At 52.9% G+C, this 16,790-nt stretch carries 14 protein-coding genes; 6 read left to right on the top strand and 8 right to left on the bottom strand.

The window, feature by feature from the left end; translation table 11 throughout:
* Nucleotides 1-54: 54 nt before the first annotated feature.
* Together L1F29_RS15040 and L1F29_RS15035 are read right to left on the bottom strand one after the other, a co-directional pair.
* Nucleotides 55-873 carry a class I SAM-dependent methyltransferase gene (locus tag L1F29_RS15040; RefSeq protein WP_258389112.1) on the bottom strand — a complete coding sequence of 273 codons (819 nt, stop codon included), beginning with the start codon at nucleotides 871-873 and terminating at the stop codon, nucleotides 55-57.
* A 16-nt stretch (nucleotides 874-889) separates the two neighbouring features.
* Nucleotides 890-1,975: a sialidase family protein gene (locus L1F29_RS15035; RefSeq protein ID WP_258389111.1), complete on the bottom strand. Its 1,086-nt coding sequence runs from the start codon at nucleotides 1,973-1,975 to the stop codon at nucleotides 890-892.
* Nucleotides 1,976-2,183: 208 nt separating this feature from the next.
* Between L1F29_RS15035 and L1F29_RS15030 the strand changes: the two genes are divergently transcribed.
* Nucleotides 2,184-3,902, top strand: a complete 1,719-nt coding sequence (locus L1F29_RS15030; RefSeq protein ID WP_258389110.1) for a glycoside hydrolase family 20 protein — start codon at nucleotides 2,184-2,186, stop codon at nucleotides 3,900-3,902.
* A 51-nt stretch (nucleotides 3,903-3,953) separates the two neighbouring features.
* On the opposite strand, the gene L1F29_RS15025 is transcribed toward L1F29_RS15030, so the two are convergent.
* From L1F29_RS15025 to L1F29_RS15000, 6 genes are all read right to left on the bottom strand, one after another.
* A complete protein-coding gene (locus tag L1F29_RS15025; protein WP_258389109.1) occupies nucleotides 3,954-5,720 on the bottom strand; it encodes an RNA polymerase sigma factor in 1,767 nt (588 codons plus the stop codon).
* 115 nt (nucleotides 5,721-5,835) lie between these two features.
* Complete coding sequence (locus L1F29_RS15020; protein WP_258389108.1) at nucleotides 5,836-6,843, bottom strand: phosphotransferase enzyme family protein; 1,008 nt, start codon at nucleotides 6,841-6,843, stop codon at nucleotides 5,836-5,838.
* Between the two features lie 176 nt (nucleotides 6,844-7,019).
* Nucleotides 7,020-8,882: an ABC transporter ATP-binding protein gene (locus tag L1F29_RS15015; protein ID WP_258389107.1), complete on the bottom strand. Its 1,863-nt coding sequence runs from the start codon at nucleotides 8,880-8,882 to the stop codon at nucleotides 7,020-7,022.
* An 85-nt stretch (nucleotides 8,883-8,967) separates the two neighbouring features.
* Entirely contained in the window at nucleotides 8,968-10,824 is a 1,857-nt protein-coding gene (locus L1F29_RS15010) for an ATP-binding cassette domain-containing protein (RefSeq protein WP_258389106.1), read from the bottom strand.
* A gap of 103 nt (nucleotides 10,825-10,927) precedes the next feature.
* Nucleotides 10,928-11,281, bottom strand: a complete 354-nt coding sequence (locus L1F29_RS15005) for an NUDIX domain-containing protein (RefSeq protein ID WP_258389105.1) — start codon at nucleotides 11,279-11,281, stop codon at nucleotides 10,928-10,930.
* Between the two features lie 36 nt (nucleotides 11,282-11,317).
* On the bottom strand, nucleotides 11,318-12,208 hold the full coding sequence (locus tag L1F29_RS15000) for a LysR family transcriptional regulator (RefSeq protein WP_258389104.1): 891 nt from the start codon (nucleotides 12,206-12,208) through the stop codon (nucleotides 11,318-11,320).
* Nucleotides 12,209-12,327: 119 nt separating this feature from the next.
* Here L1F29_RS15000 and L1F29_RS14995 point away from each other — a divergent pair, with 119 nt between their 5' ends.
* Genes L1F29_RS14995 through L1F29_RS14975 form a run of 5 tightly spaced genes read left to right on the top strand, consistent with a single transcriptional unit; the run spans nucleotide 12,328 to nucleotide 16,614 of the window.
* Nucleotides 12,328-13,200 (top strand): 3-hydroxyacyl-CoA dehydrogenase family protein, encoded by an 873-nt coding sequence (locus tag L1F29_RS14995; RefSeq protein WP_258389103.1) that lies wholly within the window; start codon nucleotides 12,328-12,330, stop codon nucleotides 13,198-13,200.
* Between the two features lie 29 nt (nucleotides 13,201-13,229).
* Nucleotides 13,230-14,411 (top strand): acetyl-CoA C-acetyltransferase, encoded by a 1,182-nt coding sequence (locus L1F29_RS14990; protein WP_258389692.1) that lies wholly within the window; start codon nucleotides 13,230-13,232, stop codon nucleotides 14,409-14,411.
* Between the two features lie 38 nt (nucleotides 14,412-14,449).
* Complete coding sequence (locus L1F29_RS14985) at nucleotides 14,450-15,142, top strand: CoA transferase subunit A (RefSeq protein WP_258389102.1); 693 nt, start codon at nucleotides 14,450-14,452, stop codon at nucleotides 15,140-15,142.
* 21 nt (nucleotides 15,143-15,163) lie between these two features.
* The gene (locus tag L1F29_RS14980) at nucleotides 15,164-15,829 is read left to right on the top strand and encodes a CoA transferase subunit B (protein WP_258389101.1); all 666 of its coding nucleotides are present in this window, start codon (nucleotides 15,164-15,166) and stop codon (nucleotides 15,827-15,829) included.
* On the top strand, nucleotides 15,829-16,614 hold the full coding sequence (locus L1F29_RS14975) for a 3-hydroxybutyrate dehydrogenase (protein WP_258389100.1): 786 nt from the start codon (nucleotides 15,829-15,831) through the stop codon (nucleotides 16,612-16,614). The genes L1F29_RS14980 and L1F29_RS14975 overlap by 1 nt, the downstream gene beginning before the upstream one ends.
* Nucleotides 16,615-16,790: the final 176 nt, after the last annotated feature.

The following is a 16,790-nucleotide window of genomic DNA, read 5'->3' as shown; positions in this document are numbered from 1 at the left end:
ATTCTTAATTTTCGCCCAGAATCTCTCCCGTACCCGTTCCTTCGCCCATCCTTCTTATGCGGTCCTTGCTTTTGCGGTAACGAAATAATGATAGTTGATGACTTTCAACCCCTTCGATGTTGCGTGATGATGGAAAATCTCTTCAACCTGCTGCAGACATTCACGCCACACGAACTCCTTCAACAGCTTGCTTTGACCGAAGCATTTCTTCCTTAACACATCCTCCGGTGCCGCAAGATACTCGATCTCTTCTATAGGTTGAACTTGAATATCCGCTAGCCCGCTATCGCTTAGCCGTAAATTTCGTACTAAGCCTTCAGCGGCTTTATCAGGTTCGTATACCATTGGAACGTATAAACCGGGAAAGAGCTTCCGCAGACCTCCATCCGTTCCGCCATGATACAGCCCACAGACAAGACCGCCGGGTTTGACAACGCGGTTGGCCTCCTGATACCATCCTGTCGGACCTTTCTTCGTATAGGCCGCATCGAATTCATGATCGGCGAATGGCAAGTCGGCATCGGCATTGACCTGCTGATACCTCACTTTCCCGGAACCCCTGCTCCTGTTCGCCGTATGAATGAAGCCTTCCGTAATATCGATTCCGATCACTTCAGCTGCTCTCGCGTTGGATGCAACCCGATGCGTAAATTCGCCATGACCGCACCCTACATCAAGAATTCTCGCTTGTTCCGATAGATTCGAACATATCGTCCGATATAATATCGTCTCTGCAGTTGGCTCCTCGAAGATGGAATTCCAGGGATACTTGTATTCCCCGGTCTCTTCAACCAACCGCGAATAGAATGCTTCGCTTTGCGGCGGCGTCCATTCCGGATGCCGTGATGGATCTGGGAATTGATACGGTTTCACGCTGCTTCCTCCTCGCTCAAGCATTCAACTCCGAGAGCGCAATCTTACGGATCTTCAGCCGGGCCAAACATATGCCGTCTTCCGCTTCACCCGCGCAGTAAGCCAGCAATACGGCGTTTTCGATAAAATGAATCGCGGCATAGCAGCAGCCGTTGCCGTCCTCTTCCCGTTCGATTGCAAAATGTCCGGTCCATGACTTCCCTTCGTCCTGACTGATCGCTCCTATAAGGGGCGTCCGTCCCCAGCTATGATTCTCGACTCGACGCGTATTGTACACCGGTATAGGATTCCAGACCGCAAGCAGATGACCGCTCGCCGGATTGCGTTTCATCGATAACGGTGAACATGGCGAGGTGAACGTAGACGGCATCGGACTGCTCCATGATTCACCGCTGTCATAAGAGAACATTTCGTACTGGCAGCCAAGGTCGGTTCGTGCCCATCCCCATATTGCCCCATTGCTAAGCTCAATGGCTCCCGGCTCCTGCAGGTCGCTCATCGAATTCGGCGCCCCGATGGAAAGGAAATTCCGCGCTTCGAACCATGTCCGGCCATCGTCGTCCGACAAGAAGAAGAACGTGATCGCCCTCCCGTCGAAGCTGCCCCATTCCGTATTGCTTGACTTCATCCGGTGCATCGCGGCCGGGACAATCAGTCTGCCGCTCGACAACCGGATGACTCTATCATTGTTCGTGACATAATAGCCTTCACCAGGCACACAGCATACCGGATCGCTCCAAGTCTCGCCCTCGTCCGCCGATCGGCGCACGTGCAATCGCATATCATGCCATCCATACCGCAGCAGATAGAACAAACCGACATCGCCGTTATTCATTCTCAGCATTGATACGCTCATAATATTGAGCGCTTGATGGTCTTCCGGCTGCGCGATGAAAGCTTCATCGGTCCACGTATCGCCATCATCGGACGAGTAGCGAACCGCGATGCCTGCCTTCGCGAAGTCTTCCGAAGAATCGCCTATAAAGCGGCTGTAGACAAACATTAACCGCCCGTCGCGCAAATCCAGGAAAGCGCCTTCGCTATTCCTCGGATTGCCCGGACCGGGACGCAAATCCAGGACGACCTTCCCCCGCTGTTCCATAACCATCATCACTCCTCTTCGGGTGAGCTGAATTTACAGGTCCTATATAATCCCAATCTATCAAAGATAGACGAGGTTGTAAACGAGCTTGAACAGCAGTGCGATGTCGACCGGAATCTCCTATTATTTGGTTGTTGGGACCCGATCGCCATGATATACTGACCCCAGTAAACAAGCCATTATGAAGCAGTTATGGAGGGGTTTTCATATGACTGAAACTTCTTGTCCAATTTCAAAAATAACGCTTTCCGGCGAAGAAATCAGCAAGTACATCCTTATTCATGGAGAGCGCTGCACCCCTTCCGAGATGACAGCCGTGCAAGAATTGCAAACATACATCGGGCAAAGCTGCGGTGCGAAACTGTCAATCGCCAGCGACACCATGGCGGCATCTCCTTATGAAATCGTTGTAGGAACCACCAACCGCAGACAGGACCTGGATGTAAGCTACACGACTCTCGGTGATGACGGCTTCTATCTGCAAGTGAAAGAGTCCAAGCTTTACATTGCAGGAAGCCCTGTCCGCGGAACGCTATACGGCGTGTATACATTTCTGGAAGATTATCTGGGCTGGCGATGGTTCGCCCCAGGCGTGGAGCGGACTATTTTCTCAGGTGACGTGGCGCTGCCCGATTCGATCGATGCGAAATTCATACCGGCCGTAGAATATAGAGACGCCTACTGGTATTCCACTTTCAACGAAAATTGGGCCGTGAAATTAAAGGTAAACAGCACGATCAAGAACAGAGAATGCAGCCGTTCGATTCGGGAGGAATGGGGCGGCGGAATCGGCTATGGCGGACCTTCCTTCGTTCATACCTTTAATGTATTTATGCCCATCAGCGAATACTTCGCCGAGCATCCGGAATACTATGCCCTGCACGATGGCAGAAGAAATGGCGAGCACTTGTATACGCAGCTCTGCCTCTCGCATCCGGATGTGCTGCGCATTATGACGAATAAGGTATTGAACTGTTTAGAAGAAGAACCTGACGCAGGAATCGTCTCTGTTTCGCAGGATGACAGCTACTTAAGCGATAGTTATTGCCGCTGCGATGCCTGCGAGCGTATCCATCAAGAAGAAGGCTCCCCCATGGGCTCCCTGCTCCGCTTTGTCAATGCCATCGCAGATGCCGTCAAAGAGCACTATCCCAAGGTCATCATCGATACGCTGGCTTATCAGCATACGTTTACCCCGCCCAAGATAACCAAACCGCGCGACAATGTAGCCATACGGATTTGCACCTACAGCCCGGTCATTTCCCGAATGCACGAGGAACAGCCGCACATCAAGGAATCGCTGGAGATCTGGAGCAACATCTGCAGCAGAATCTATATCTGGGATTACACTACCAATTTCAGCGATTATATGGTTACGTTCCCCAACTTCCATACGCTGCTGCCGAACATGCGGTTATTTGTCGCCAACAATGCCAAAGGCATCTTCGAACAAGGCAATTACCAGTCGATCAGCGGTGAATTCGGCGAGCTCCGCACCTATTTGCTGGCCCAACTGATGTGGAAGCCGGACATGACCGAATCGGATTACGAGCGGCACATGAATGAGTTCCTGCAGGGCTATTATGGCCCAGGCTGGCATTTCATCAGGCAATTTATTGATGATGTGCAGGATATTGTACTGCAATCGGAACCCGGCGCTCGCGGCACTCCTGCTGAGATCCTTCCTCCCGATTTATTCGATTTAGAGCAGGCGAAATCATGGTGGGATCAGGCAGAGGCTCTCTCGTGCAACGAACATACACGTGAACGGATTCGCCGTTCCAGGCTGCAGCTGCTTCATTGGGAGCTCTTTGCCGATGGACACGCGGATGACGCGGAGAGGGATCACTATTACAAGATGGCAAGAGATTTCGGTATTACAGCCTTAAATGAAGGTGCCGCCGTACCTGAACCAAAAACATGCTAATACTTCGTTACGGCAAACATCCCAATCCATCAGATGGATTGGGATGTTTGATTACATGACATAAGCCCGCGGCGGATGCTCGATGATCGGCGGAACATGTCCGCGCGGAGCATGCTCTTCAAGCCGCTCGGCGATCTGTTCCAGAATTTGAACCCCTGATTCTTCCGACGCCAGGATGCGTTCGAGTACAGCCATCGCAGTTCGGGCGGTATGCGGATCGTTGGGCTCGCCTCCCGATGGCGGCGGAAACATCGTCGCCAGCTCATCGAAGCCTTTGGCGACGTCGGCATAATGCTGCGAGGCTTGGCGTAACAGATCGTGAATTTGCAGTCGCCATTCATCGCCCGGCTTCTCCCATTCCGCAGCCAGCTCCTCCAAGCATAACACAGCGTTATTGCGATTCTGACGGATAATGCCGATGGTGTAGGCCTGTCCGATAGGATCGATAGCCCGCTTCCGGAATACCTCCAACCAAGTGTCATATGCGGCGAGCCCGTTCACGAATCCGGTGAACGTCTCATCCCCTCCCCTTGCATGTCGGCTGATCATTCGGCAAAGTCTCCATAGCGCATCGGATGGCGTAATCGGCTGCTCACCGACAACCCCGAGCAAGAATAAGGAACGCGTTTGGAGACGACCCAATCGGTCATAGGACACACTGCCATCCGCTTGCGTATCCAAGGCATTGAACTGCTGCTTGTCATCATCATACCCGTAGATGAAGCCAAATTCGCTGTGCAGCAGCTCCCACACCATGGCCGGCATCCCTGAATCGATCGAGCTCTGGGCCAATGCAATCGCTTCGGTCATCAGCCTCGGATCTGGCGGCTCGAAATCGAAGGCTTCCACATAACGCACTCGAATACCCAGGTTAAGCATACCGTTCATGATCAAGTAATTTCGGTCGATCATATTGGTGCTGGACATATCGACCCGGGATTCCTCAATGTTTACGATGAAGGCGCCTAATAGAAATCCGTCCACATAGGACAAAGAGAGATGAGGATAGCGCGATCGGACAAACCGGTACAACATTTCAGTGCCGCTCAAGAGCGACCCGCCCGCCTCCTTTAACGGTGATGGATCCAACTCGTTTCGTTTCATGAAGCCGTCTTCCTTTCTTCGCTGAATATGGGTGCGGATCAGAAATGAAAGGCGTTCCTCTTGAACCTTCTGACGGGATCTGGAAATAATCTTATACACATTGCCGACGCTGATCTGGAACATCTCGGCGATTTCCTGCGGGGAACACTGCTCAAAGAAGTAGTTTTCAAAGATGCTCTTCTCTCTTGGATTCAAGCACCGCAGCAAGTCCTTAATGATCCGGTACCATTCCTGACGCTCCAGGTGCAGCTGTGGATCCTTGTATAGGCCTGCATTAGCAATTTCATGAGCGCAAGCGCTGCGGGCGATCAAGAAATCCATAATGCTGCTGATATCGTAAAGATTGACGGTATTCTCGCTTGCTTGCGGCAGTGGATAAGATGATACCGGCAGTTCGCGGCCGTACGGTCCACCTCTGCGCAGCTTCATGAGGGCTTGGTTTCTCACAATGCTTCTGAGCCAACCCACAAATTGATCATTGCGCACGAGCGTGTCGAGCTTTAAGAACGCTCGGATCAAGGCCTCCTGAACAATATCCTCCGACATATGCGGATCCCGCGATATCCGGGCAGCCCATGAGAATGCCTTCACCCGATGACGCCGAACGAGTTCTTCGAATGCCGGAGCGTCACCCTGCCGCGCCCATTCCGTAAGCACTTCATCGCTAACCTTTTCCAATTGTACAGCCTGTCGATCCTCAGCCATTTCAGCCATGACGCACACCCCGCAATTGTTCTGATCCGTCCCTATATATATTCGGATGCCACGGCTTCGCAGATTCTGACAGTAAGTTTAATATTTTCTGAATGAGTACTACTACAGGGTCTTCTCACAAATCCCCGTACAGGTATTCCAACTCATCCCATTGATCGGTTAACCAGCACAATTCCTCTGTGAAACGACTTGGGGGGCCGCTAAATTTATCCATTTCGGCTTTCAGCCACCAGCCCGCTTCCTTGCACCATAACAGTTTGAGCGCGAGAAGGAACTGACCTCTCGGGAATGAACGTTCCTCCCGATAGCCGCAAAAGTACGCATGAATCGCGTCTCCTCTCAGCTCTCCACGGTGCAGCGCACAAGACAACAGCGTCCGGGCGATATCGATCTCCGGATAACTGAATTGGACCGTGTCGAAATCGACGAAGCGAACACGGTCATCTGTCCCGATCAGGATATTATCCGCCCATAAATCCCAATGAGCCCACCCGGGTTCAAGGCTATTCACGAAGGATAGATCCATCTCGGATAAAATCTGGCCTTGGATCTCCAAATACCGGATCGCCTTTTCATTAGGAACAGGCTGCTTTAACGCTGATTCATAATTAGCAGCCCATTGTTGTTTCATAGCCGGTATTGAGGGAGTCCACGGTTCGCCGTCTAACGAAAACCGGGACAGGACGCGATGCATGCTTCCGGCCGCTTTGCCTAACCGATAATGGGTGTTCGTATCCAGAAGGCCGGCAATGGGCGGACGGCCTTCGAAATGTTCCATAATAACGTAGAAATGTCCCGATTCCGTCTTGAATATGAACTCGCCATCCTTGCTCCATACGTTTGGACAGACGTTAATCTCATCATGCAGCAAGTGCTGGAAGAATAGCGAGCGCCCAATTCTTGACCGGCGTCGAGACTCAGATAACCGATATCGCATGGGATGGTAGCACTTGACGAATAGCTGCTGCGCATCGGTCGTTATGATCCATTTCAAGTTATACCAGCCGATGAAATTCGGCGTATAGCCGTAAATATGGATACCGAAGGTTTCCTGAATATGCTTAAAGATATCTGCTCGAACCGCCGGATCATCGGCTGCGCGTCGTTCTTGATCAACGCTCAATGAAGGTCACCTGCCTGTATATAATGAGCAGCATAATCGCCGCAAGCTGGATGAGTCCTTTTTATCTTGCGGCTAAGTATGTTGAATTGTATTGGCATTCAACGAAACCTCCTAATGATGATAGACTCATCATTCTGAACGATATCGCGCCCCTTAAAGTTGCAATAAATTCCATTTTATCGCATTATATTCCCGCTAACCCTGCCTTCCCCTTCCCCCGCAGTGCTGCAATACCATTCCGCTTGCGACCGAAACATGGCCGCGTATACGCCATCTGCCTTCAGCAGCGTTTCGTGCGAGCCCTCTTCTACGATCCGTCCTCCCCGCATGACAATAATCCGATCCGCGTAGCGCGCCCAGCCGAGACGGTGCGATACGAACAAAGTCGTGCGGCCTTGCGCCAACTCGCGGAACGACCGGTAAAGCTCGGTCTCATGCTGCGGATCGAGCGCCGCCGTCGGCTCGTCAAGCACGAGCAGCTTGGGGCTGCGCAGAGCTGCCCGGGCGATGGCCAGACGCTGCCATTGTCCGCCGCTTAGCTCTCTTCCGCCCTCCGCCAGCAATCCAACGGGACTGTCGAGTCCGCCGCATTCGCTTTCCAGACTGCCAGCCCCACCTGCCTGCAGGGCGCGGCGCAAATAAGCGTCCTTGCCAAGCTGTTCCTGGAACCCGAAGCCGACGTTATCGCGCAGTACCGTTTCGTAACGGACGAAATCCTGGAAGACGGCTGACATCGAGCTGCTAAGCTTCACCGGGTCTAACGCTCTCATATCGACTCCGTCCCATATTATTCGCCCGCTAGTTGGTTGATACAAGCCGAGCAGCAAACGGACGAGCGTCGATTTGCCAGCCCCGTTCTCGCCGACCAGCGCCACGGTCTCGCCAGGGTTCAGCGTCAACCGAATCTCATGCAATGCCGGTTCTTGCGCACCGGAATATTGATACGTAACGTTGTCAAACTCGATTAAACACGAAGTCCCCGGATTCGGGAGCGGTGGTGCGATCCCCTCCTTGTCAGCCTCATCCCCCGCCGAAGATTCTTTCAAATAGTCGTTTAAATCCATGATCTTTGTACTCTGAATATAGATTTTGCTGATGGGATGAACCATTCTTCCGGATATGCCGTATGCCTGCCGCATCGCCAGAAACACAATGACGAGCGTACCCGCCGTGAAGCCGCCGGAACCGAGATTCAATGCCATCCACATGATCGCTCCGAACAAGCCCGCAATCTGAACAGCCGATATGATCATACCCCGCTTGATTTCTCTTCTCCGCGCATTCATCCGCAGTGACAGCGACTGACGCATCGTATCATGCCACTTATCAATCAAATAGCCGATCGAGCCGAATATCCGCATTTCCTTCACCGTCTCCGGCTTCGTCACGACTTCGCGCAGGTAATCGGATTGCCGCCCCGATCGGGTCAGGTCCCGATTCATACGGCGCACGACGATATCGGATTCCAGCCGGATGATGAAGGATATGGCGTAGACGATGACCAGCAGAATGCAAACGACGGGATGGGCAAGCGATACCACAATTAGGAGGCCAATCAATTCAAACAAAAGGGTAAGAAAAACAATTACATTCTTCAAGATGCCAAGCACGTCCCCACCCGCTACGGTCTCGGCGCGCTGCAGCCGGTCATAATAGTCGGATTGATCCATTCTTTCTAACGGAACACGGATCGCCCGACGATGCAATTCGGATTGAAGGAGCATCGATGCCCGGTCGCTAAGCATGGGATCGGCTGCGTTCTGGCATGCGGCAAGCAGGGATCGGATCAAAGCAACACCCGTAAAGATAATGAGCGGCAGCAGCGCCTCCTTGAGCATCGATTCCCAATCTCGTCCGTCCGAACCGCCAATGAACAAATCAATCAAATCCTTCTGGGCCGCATACCCCGGTATGATGAGAACGCCGAGCAGCAGCGGAATTCCGAGCCAAATCAAGGTCAATACGGGCATCGCTCTCGATATCCGGCATATCAGTTGTCCGATACTGCGAACAGTCCCAGCACGTGTAGTAATATTCATCCATTCACCCCAGCGTATCGTTATAATTTGCGAGCAGAGGGTAGTCAAATCTTTATGCCATCTGCTTCACTGCGACGCAGCTCGTTCACGCATACCATGAAGCCTGCAGCTGGAACATTCGGCTGTATTCCCCCTTTCGTTTCATCAACTCCTGATGGGTTCCTTGCTCCACGAGCCGGCCATGCTTGAGGACGAATATGACATCCGCCAGCTTCGCGGCCCCTAGCCGATGAGTGACAAGCAGAGCCGAACGCCCTTCGGTTACGCGCAGGAACAGATCGAAGGCTTTCTTCTCCGTCTGAGGATCGAGGGCTGCCGTCGGCTCGTCGAAGAATACGAATCCCGCATCCCGAAGAAGCGCGCGGGCAGTTGCGATCTGCTGCCACTGCCCGCCGGAGGGTTCCATTCCGCCAAAGGGCGAACCGATCTGCATGTCCAAGTCGCCAAGCCGGCTGCCCGCCGATCGAAGCGCATTCCTTAATCGTGCATCATGATGCATCTCCGTCAGGTTGCCAAGCGCAACGTTCTCCCGCAGCGTGACAAACAACCGGGTAAAATCTTGAAAGACCGCAGATATTGAACCTTCTCCGGGCTTCCCATCCTTCAAGCTCCTTCCCCCTTCGCCGCTCCAGACGATTTCGCCGCGATCCAGCATATACATCCCCGTCAACAGCTTGATTAACGTCGATTTGCCCGATCCGTTCTCGCCGACCAGAGCAGCCCTGCAGCCCGAAGGAATCGTCAGACTGATATCGTGCAGCGTCTCCCGTTCAGTGTTGGGATAACGATAATGAAGCTTGCGGATTTCCAATGACGTCCCGCGCACAGTTTCGTTGGGTGGACTCTCTGTAATGCTGTCCGAGTATTTTCTTATGACTGTGCCAATATTAGCGGTCTCAGCCTTACCTGACGTATCTGTGTTTCGAGCCTCCAATGCATGGTGAATCTCGAATCTATGATCTTCTTCAAGATTCATATAGGCTCGAAAATCTGCCCATCTCATATATTGGGTCTGCATGGAGGCTGCATGACCGATCAGGCTCTTCAACTGCGACAACAGCAGCGTCAAAGCCATGAATAACAACGTGAATTCACCGGCGGTAAGCTTGCTTGCTCCCGGCAGCAATACGAGCAGCGAGACGAGCAATCCACCGACGAGTACCATGAGCAGCTCCGGTCCGATCTTGCGCAGCTCGGAGGAACGGACGATGGTCCATTTTTCACGCGATTGTCTTTGGTACAGCTCTAACCAGCGTCCGGACAAGATCGTTCCGATATCGAACAGACGGATTTCCTTGGCCGCTTCGCGTTTCGTCATCAGCGCTGCATAATGCCGGAGCAGTCTGCTGCCCGATGTCTGCTCGCGGCTTAACCGCTCGAGGCTTGCAGCTGACTTCCCCATAACGTACATTTGGAGCAGTGCCGCCGCGCTGATCGCGATAACCGGGATCCATTGGCCGTATGCCAGCATGAGTGCAATTAATACCGCCGACTGCAGCGAAACCTGCAGCAGCTGACAGCCTGTATCGTAAACGGTAAATAATGAGACCTGCAGCGCGCGTTCGCGGAGATCCTTCATGCGAGGCGCTTCAACCAGAGTGAGAGGAAGTTTGGAGGTTTTATACAGCAGAAGCCGCTGTTCCTCGAGCGTGCCAATTTCGCTCAATCTTGTCATGGCGAGCGGGACAGGGACGAATCCGATATTGTTGATGATCATGAGCGCGGCCAACCAAGAAGCTGCTGCAAGTATAGGGCCGATCGGGGCTGGGGCAGCCCATGCTTGAACGCGGTCGACGAGCGTCTTGACCAGCCACAGCTCCACAGGCATGATGAAGGTACCCAAGAGCAGCATGACGGCCAATACGAGAACAGGCGAACGTTCCACCCGGTACAAGATCGATGCTGAATCCAAGAAGCAGCGTATATACTTCGTAATATCCATCCCCCTCATGCCGATCTAGGTAATATTTAATCCGGCATGAAATAGGATATAGAATTTTTTCCAACAAGTATAGACTTATATTAAACCGCCGTTTATAATACGATTATAGGGAGCCGGAATAGGTGCCCCTTAATTTAAAATCACCCAAAAACAACAACTGACACCGGCAAGGTGTCTTTTTTATTGGCCTCGTTACCCCTATGTCAATAAGGAGCTCCAGACGCTTGAAGCGTACTACCCCGCTGCGGATTGCAATGATCCGGCTCGGCTGAACGGATAATCCCGTTTCTTCCCGAACCTCCCGTACGACAGCTTCCTCTAATGACTCCCCCGGGTCCACGAGTCCTCCCGGTATCATCCACTGCCCTCTATTGTTTCCGTAACCGATTTGAACCAATAACACTTCACCGTCTTTAACCAACACGCCTCCTACTGATAGCGATTGTGAATGAGCCATCCCCGTTCCCTCCCTCGACAGAATACAAAATGAGCTTTACTGACGATTCGCAAACACATGCTGAGCGAACTCAATCCAACCTTGAGCCGCCTGAGAGATGTAACCTCCCTTCTTCCGTATGATAGCCAAATCCCAATGGATGCTCGGTTCGATCAGCCGGATGACACGAACCTTGCCCGTATCGAGCTTCGCGCATATCGTCTCCGGAAGGAGGGAGATACCCTGGTTCGCGCAGATCAACTCATAGATGAAATCCCATTGCGCGCTTTCATAGACAACCCGGGGCTCGAATCCCTCCCGAATACAGGCTGCCTTCACGCGGTCATGCAAATTGAATTCCTGGCGAAACAGGATGAATGGCTCATCCCTCAGGTCCGCAAGCCGAACCTTTCGTTTCCTGGACAACGGATGCGCGTGGGGGAGAACGAGGTTCAGATGCCGCTGCACGATTGGGATAATGTCGAATAATCCTTCATCGACAGGCAGCACGATGACCCCCAGATTAATCTTCCCTTCAAGGAGAAGCTGTTCGATCCGTTTGCCTCCCTCTTCCACGATATGGATCGCGATGTCAGGATGCAGCTGATGAAAATCCGCAATGACCTTCGGAAAGAAGCTTGCCCCGATGACCGGAGGCAGTCCCAACGCAAATTGTCCCCTTCTCATCTCCGTTAAGTCTTCTACCGCAGCTAACAGCTGCTGCCTGGCATTGATGACTGCTTGCGCGTGCGTCTGAACCAATTTGCCTGCTTCCGTCAACACGACTCTACGGGTGGATCGGTCGAAGAGAACGATGCCCAGTTCATTCTCCAGGTTCCTCACCATTTTGCTTAGCGTGGGCTGCGAGAGATGAATCGATTGGCTTGCCTTAGAGAAGCTCGCGTGCTGAGCGACCTCGAGAAAATAGCTTAATTGCCGTAAATCCATCGTCCTGCCACACCCTTTATCTATTGAAAAATGGAATAAATAGTATGCCTTATATGTATTTTACTCATAGAAATGCCGCGAGTACAATGTGATTAATGATATCGCCAAGGAGGCTTGTTATGATTACAGCCATTACCGTATTGGGAGCAGGAACGATGGGACTGGGAATCGCCCGGCTGTTTGCCGGTCACGGCTGCCGGGTGACCGTATACGACCCGAATATACAGCCGCTATCAGACCCATTTCTTCCACCCTCTCTTGTCTTGGCAAACGATTTTGAGAAAGCGGTTTCAGAAGCGGACCTGATTGTGGAAGCCGTTCCCGAACAAATGGACATTAAGCGTGAAATATTCGGTCGGCTGGACAAACTCATTAAACCGTCAGCGATCGTCGCCTCCAACACATCGACCTTCCAGCTTCATGACCTGACTGCGGACTTAGCGATCCGTGACCGCATGCTCATCACCCACTTCTTCAATCCTGCCGATTACATTCCGCTGGTAGAGATTGTCGCCTTGCCTTCAACATCCTCAAGCATAGTATGTGAAGTCGCCTCCTTGCTGCAGCGATGCGGAAAATCACCTGTAGTCTTGAACAAGGACATTCCCGGCTTTATCGCCAACCGTTTGCAAGCCGCATTAATGAGAGAAGCATGTTACTTGCTGGAAAATGGTGTTGCCGATGCCGCCCAGATCGACACGGCAGTTCGAGAAGGTCTCGGCTTGCGCTGGGCATTCAAAGGTCCGTTCGAGGTCGCAGATCTTGGCGGACTGGACATCTGGGCCAAAGTGACCGGTCATCTCTTCCCGGAACTGGCTAACAGCATCGAAGCACCGCAGTCCATCGTTGAAAAAACAGGCCGCGGTGAGCTTGGCGTTAAGAGCGGACGCGGCTTCTATGAATATGATGATGTATATCGTACTGCAGATCGGCTTCGGAGCAGCCTGCAGCGCTTGCTTACACTCAAATCGAATTTTCACCAGGAAGGGTGATTGTCTTGACGGGGGTTAAAGCACGGACGATGAACAACGTGGTTATCGCAAGCGCAGTACGTACGCCAATTGGCAGCTTGAATGGGTTGTATAAGGACGTGTCCGCAGTTCGTCTTGGCTCTGTCGTCATCGCAGAAGCCGTACGGCGCGCGGGCATTAATCCCCAGGAAGTAGACGAGGCTGTCATGGGTAACGTTCTTCAGGCAGGCCTTGGACAGAACCCCGCTCGGCAAGCGGCTCTGTCGGCAGGTCTTTCCATTCATGCACCCGCAATGACGATTAATCATGTATGCGGCTCAGGAATGAAGGCCGTCAGCCTTGCGTTCAACGCCATATGCTGCGGCGAGCGCGACATTATCGTTGCCGGCGGTATGGAAAATATGACCTTAGCCCCCTATCTATTGCATGGTGCCCGTTCCGGTTATCGAATGGGGCATCAGACCGCAGTCGATTCCATGATTCAAGATGGCCTATGGTGCGCCGCGAACGATTACCATATGGGAATTACCGCCGAGAACATTAGTGAACAGTATGGGTTCACGCGCGAGCAGCTCGATCGATTTGCATGGGAGAGCCAACAGAAAGCCAAAGCCGCTGTGGATGCCGGTAAATTCGATGACGAAATGACCCCGGTATCGATCCCTCAGAAGAAAGGCGAAACGCAATTGGTTAGCAAGGATGAGTATCCCCGCCCCGATACAACATTGGAGGGACTCGCGAGATTGCGGCCCGCTTTCAGACAGGACGGAATGGTGACCGCTGGCAACGCATCCGGTATCAATGACGGTGCCGCCGCATTGGTGATCATGTCTGAACGCCGTGCAGCCCGGCTTGGGATCAAACCGCTCGCGACCATACTTGCACACGCTACGGCAGGCGTCGATCCTTCGATGATGGGAACCGGTCCGATTCCGGCGACTGAACGGGCTTTGGAGAAGACCGCTCTAACGATGAACGACATCGATCTGCTGGAAGTCAACGAAGCCTTCGCCGCACAGGCGCTGGCTTACAGCAAGCATTTTGACATTGATTCCGATAAATTCAACGTGAATGGCGGAGCCATAGCACTCGGCCATCCGATCGGAGCAAGCGGCGCCCGCGTCCTTGTCACTCTGCTCCATGAGATGGGCCGCAGAGGCTCGCAACGCGGATTGGCTGCCCTATGCATCGGCGGCGGCCAAGGGATCGCGGCCATTGTCGAGCGCATATAAGCAAGGCAAATCTACATGAGGTAAGGAGTCGATTCCTTATGAAAGCCATAATGAACTCATTTTCCGATGCGGTCAAGATCATTCCGGATGGGGCAACGATCATGGTTGGCGGATTTGGCCTTGTCGGCATTCCGGAAGGTTTAATTACAGCCTTGGCCGACAGCGGAGTCCGTAATCTGACCGTCATCTCCAATAACTGCGGCGTTGACGATTGGGGGCTCGGCCTGCTTCTTCGGAACAAGCAGATCAGCACGATCATCGCGTCTTATGTTGGCGAGAACAAGGAGTTCGAGCGTCAAGTTCTCAGCGGGGAAGTCGAGGCACAGCTGGTGCCGCAGGGAACGCTGGCCGAACGCATTCGGGCTGGAGGTGCGGGCATTCCAGCATTCTATACGCCTGCGGGTGTCGGAACTCTTCTGGCTGAGGGACGAGAAACCCGTATGTTCGGGGGCAAGGAATACATTCTGGAGCATGCCTTAACGGCAGATTTCAGCTTAATCCGCGCTGCCCGGGGGGACCGGATGGGCAATTTGATTTATAACAAGACGGCCCGCAATTTTAATCCGATGATGGCCAGTGCCGGCAAAGTGACAATTGCCGAGATCGAGGAGCTCGTGGAGATCGGCAGCTTGGATCCCGGTTCTATCGATACCCCGGGTATTTATGTGCAGAGCATGATCGTAGGCGAACAAAAGAAACGAATTGAACGGCTTACTACGCACACCAAATAAGTGTCCGGGGGAGATGGAAGAATGAGTGAACGGCCAGGAATCAGGGAACGAATCGCGATGCGAGCGGAAAAAGAATTGCAGGACGGCTATTACGTTAATCTTGGTATCGGCATTCCTACCTTAGTCGCCAATTATATTTCGCCGGACAAACGGATCGTTCTGCATTCGGAGAACGGCCTGCTTGGTATCGGTCCATATCCGGCTCCCGATCAAGTCGATCCCGATCTTATCAATGCGGGCAAGGAAACGGTGACGGCCATTCCGGGCGCCTCCTATTTCGACAGCGCGGATTCCTTCGCCATGATCCGGGGCGGACATATACATCTTGCCATTCTGGGAGGCATGGAAGTATCTGAAGCGGGTGATCTGGCCAATTGGACGATCCCCGGCAAGATGGTCAAAGGCATGGGCGGCGCGATGGATCTGGTGCATGGGGCCAGGAAAGTCGTCGTTATTATGGACCATGTCAACAAATCCGGACAGCCGAAAATAGTGAAGACGTGCAGCCTGCCCTTGACCGGTGCAAAAGTCGTGCATCGGATCATTACAGACCGGGCCGTGATCGATGTCACGAGTGAAGGACTGCTCCTGGCAGAAGTCGCGCATGGCTATACAATCGATGATATCCGCAGTGCGACAGAGCCTCAACTGCGTGTATCGGAACATGTCCTTCTGGAGGCCTATTAATGAACGGCTCTTACACGAGCCGTGTAGTTATCGTGACGGGTTCTGCTCAAGGAATCGGCTGCCGCATTGCCGAATCCTTCGCAGAGCAAGGCGCAACTGTCGTATTATCGGACCGCAATGCGCCTCAATTGGAGGCTGCCTTGCAGAAGGTCTTACGATCAGGCGGCAGCGCTGCCGCCATACAGGCGGACATGACCGCGGAGGCGGATGTCATCAGCCTCATTGATCAGACGATCGAGCGTTTCGGGCGATTGGATGTCCTCATTAATAACGCGGGGATTCAGCATATTGCTCCGATCGAGGATTTTCCAACCGAAACCTTCGAGCTGATGCTTAAGATCATGCTCACTGCCCCCTTCATCGCCATTAAACATGCGCTTTCTTATATGAAGCAGCAGCGGTATGGCCGAATTCTGAATCTTTCCTCCATCAACGGGCTGGTCGGCTTCGCGGGGAAAGCCGCCTATAACAGCGCCAAGCACGGAATCATCGGCTTAACGAAGGTGGCAGCATTGGAGGCTGCCCCCTTCGGGATTACCGTGAATGCGCTATGTCCAGGCTATGTGGATACCCCATTGGTTCGGGGCCAGCTGCAGGAGCTCGCACGAGCCCGCCAGGTGGAGCTGGATAAAGTATTGGAAGAAGTCATCTACCCGCTGGTCCCTCAGCGCCGATTACTGGAAACGAAAGAAGTCGCCGATTATGCCCTGTTTCTGGCAAGCGAGCAAGCCAAAGGCGTAACAGGCCAGGCCGTCATTCTCGACGGGGGCTATACGGCCCAATAATGCCCATCGCGGACAACGCCAATGAAGACCCTTATACGTAAGGGTCTATTTGGCCTTCCGGTCAGAACGTCGTCACACAAAGCCAGGTCGACACCCTCATTTAACTCACCCATCTATCATTTTAATAGCCGCTGACCTTCCCTACTAATTACAAACATAACCTCATGTTTATTCAT

Source organism: Paenibacillus spongiae (assembly GCF_024734895.1).
Taxonomy (GTDB): domain Bacteria; phylum Bacillota; class Bacilli; order Paenibacillales; family Paenibacillaceae; genus Paenibacillus_Z; species Paenibacillus_Z spongiae.
The sequence above is the reverse complement of the archived record's forward strand: the minus strand, read 5'-3'. Positions and strand labels throughout refer to the sequence as shown.

Bases quoted from the DNA above. Each gene is read 5' to 3' on its own strand.
- L1F29_RS15035 (WP_258389111.1), bottom strand. From the start codon at position 1,975: ATGGAACAGCGGGGGAAGGTCGTCCTGGATTTGCGTCCCGGTCCGGGC.
- L1F29_RS15030 (WP_258389110.1), top strand. From the start codon at position 2,184: ATGACTGAAACTTCTTGTCCAATTTCAAAAATAACGCTTTCCGGCGAA.
- L1F29_RS15025 (WP_258389109.1), bottom strand. From the start codon at position 5,720: ATGGCTGAAATGGCTGAGGATCGACAGGCTGTACAATTGGAAAAGGTT.
- L1F29_RS15015 (WP_258389107.1), bottom strand. From the start codon at position 8,882: ATGAATATTACTACACGTGCTGGGACTGTTCGCAGTATCGGACAACTG.
- L1F29_RS15010 (WP_258389106.1), bottom strand. From the start codon at position 10,824: ATGGATATTACGAAGTATATACGCTGCTTCTTGGATTCAGCATCGATC.
- L1F29_RS15005 (WP_258389105.1), bottom strand. From the start codon at position 11,281: ATGGCTCATTCACAATCGCTATCAGTAGGAGGCGTGTTGGTTAAAGAC.
- L1F29_RS15000 (WP_258389104.1), bottom strand. From the start codon at position 12,208: ATGGATTTACGGCAATTAAGCTATTTTCTCGAGGTCGCTCAGCACGCG.
- L1F29_RS14995 (WP_258389103.1), top strand. From the start codon at position 12,328: ATGATTACAGCCATTACCGTATTGGGAGCAGGAACGATGGGACTGGGA.
- L1F29_RS14990 (WP_258389692.1), top strand. From the start codon at position 13,230: ATGAACAACGTGGTTATCGCAAGCGCAGTACGTACGCCAATTGGCAGC.
- L1F29_RS14985 (WP_258389102.1), top strand. From the start codon at position 14,450: ATGAAAGCCATAATGAACTCATTTTCCGATGCGGTCAAGATCATTCCG.
- L1F29_RS14980 (WP_258389101.1), top strand. From the start codon at position 15,164: ATGAGTGAACGGCCAGGAATCAGGGAACGAATCGCGATGCGAGCGGAA.
- L1F29_RS14975 (WP_258389100.1), top strand. From the start codon at position 15,829: ATGAACGGCTCTTACACGAGCCGTGTAGTTATCGTGACGGGTTCTGCT.